The organism is Mesorhizobium sp. M7A.F.Ca.US.005.03.2.1 (assembly GCF_003997795.1).
In the GTDB taxonomy this organism is placed as follows: domain Bacteria; phylum Pseudomonadota; class Alphaproteobacteria; order Rhizobiales; family Rhizobiaceae; genus Mesorhizobium; species Mesorhizobium ciceri.
Genome location: NZ_RZRP01001186.1, coordinates 1 through 1,455, shown reverse-complemented (window position 1 = coordinate 1,455; position 1,455 = coordinate 1). Strand labels below are relative to the sequence as shown.

Sequence of the window (1,455 nt, the reverse complement as noted above, 5' to 3'; positions counted from 1 at the left end):
GGCCAGGCGTATCCTGCGGCACTCCGATCTGGCGATTGCCGGCATCCTCACGGCAGTGGCGCGCGGCCTCAACCAGAGCATCGCCGAAGGTTTGCTGGTCGAGGCCGAGCAGTTTGCGCGCATGGCCCCGACCGCTGATCTGCGCGAAGGGCTGAATGCCTGGATTGCACGCCGCGAGCCGGGCTATGACGGCTCGTGGACACATATCGCGCGTCCCGACGAGGCCAGGCGAGCCTGAAGCGGGTCGCTTGAATTCCTCAGGCGACCCGCTTCAGGTCTTTGTTTTTATGCGTGTCGTTCTCCCAAAACCGAGGTCACTTTTGGGCGACATGCACTCGTCGGAGCTGGATCAGGGCGCCACCACCAAACGGCCCTTCATGTTGGGGTGAAAGCGGCAGAAGTAGTCGACCGGTCCCGCCGTCTTCAAAGTCAGGCTTGCGGATTTCTTCGGCGGGATCATCACTTCCCAGCCGCCTTTCACGGTTGCCGTGTGGGCGAACACATCCTTGTTCACCCACTCGATCGTGTCGCCGACCTTTGCCTCGACGGTGGCCGGAGAGAACACCAGCCTGTCGATGGTGACCTGGATGGTTTCGGCTTGCGCCGGCACGATCCCGACGGCGAGCGTCAACGCAATCCACAGATGGTGGTTCTGCATGCTCCCGGTCCTTACTTGAGCATGCCGGCGACGTGTTCGGCGTGCTGCTCATGGCCCTGGAATATCTTCAAGCCGGTTTCCAGCAGGCTTTTCAGCTCGGCATTCTGCGCCGACGGGATCAAAAGGGTTTCGAGCGCGCCGTTGACCTGCTTGTGATAGGCGACCTCATTGTCGACATAGGCCTTGTCGAAGGCAGCGCCGTGGAGTTTGGCGAGCTTGGCCCGCTCCTCCGTCGCAGCTTTGGTCAGCGCCTTGCTGGTGGGGTTGTCTTCCGGGGTGACCTTGAGCTTCTTGACCAGGTCGAGCGCCTGAACATTTACAGCCTCGTGATCGCGGACCATGTCCTTGGCGAAATCGACAACCTCCTTGTTCTTCGATTTGTCGATGGCCAGCTTGGCCGCTTCGATGTCGATGACCCCGGCCGTGTAGGCGATATGGGCGATCTGCGAATCGGTCGGCTTGTCGGCGGCTTGTGCGAACGGCGCGGTGCCGAGCAGCAGCAGGGCGGCGAGCGCAGCAGTGTGTCGGATAGACATGGCATCTCCTTCGCCAGGACGCTGAAATCGTCCCGGACAGTGTTTTTCGGTTGACGGTCATTGGATGCTGGTCAGCGGCAAACGTTCCCGCTGAAATGAACTGAAATCCGCTGAGGCTCAGCTTTCCAGCCCGAGCCGTCGCATCACGGCGCTGGTCAGTCGTTCGCAACGCCGGCCGGCGAAGGGGAAGGCGTCGAGCAGCACCGGCCCGATCTGGTCGTCCAGCGCCTTGCGGACAAGGGCGCGGGCGCGGTGTAGCCT

2 protein-coding genes and 2 pseudogenes are annotated in these 1,455 nt (G+C 62.1%); 1 reads left to right on the top strand and 3 read right to left on the bottom strand.

Annotated features, from left to right (window positions below):
- A pseudogene (locus EN991_RS36065) lies at nucleotides 1-238 on the top strand (enoyl-CoA hydratase); the annotation flags it as partial.
- Between the two features lie 111 nt (nucleotides 239-349).
- Here the strand turns inward: EN991_RS36065 and EN991_RS36060 are convergent.
- The 3 genes and pseudogenes from EN991_RS36060 to EN991_RS41420 all read right to left on the bottom strand — a co-directional run.
- Nucleotides 350-658: a cupredoxin family copper-binding protein gene (locus EN991_RS36060; protein WP_013532430.1), complete on the bottom strand. Its 309-nt coding sequence runs from the start codon at nucleotides 656-658 to the stop codon at nucleotides 350-352.
- A gap of 11 nt (nucleotides 659-669) precedes the next feature.
- Nucleotides 670-1,194 carry a DUF4142 domain-containing protein gene (locus EN991_RS36055; protein ID WP_127370509.1) on the bottom strand — a complete coding sequence of 175 codons (525 nt, stop codon included), beginning with the start codon at nucleotides 1,192-1,194 and terminating at the stop codon, nucleotides 670-672.
- Between the two features lie 117 nt (nucleotides 1,195-1,311).
- Nucleotides 1,312-1,455: pseudogene (locus tag EN991_RS41420) on the bottom strand (RNA polymerase sigma factor); the annotation flags it as partial.

Coding starts and splice junctions, on each gene's coding strand:
- EN991_RS36060 (WP_013532430.1), bottom strand. CDS start 658: ATGCAGAACCACCATCTGTGGATTGCGTTGACGCTCGCCGTCGGGATC.
- EN991_RS36055 (WP_127370509.1), bottom strand. CDS start 1,194: ATGTCTATCCGACACACTGCTGCGCTCGCCGCCCTGCTGCTGCTCGGC.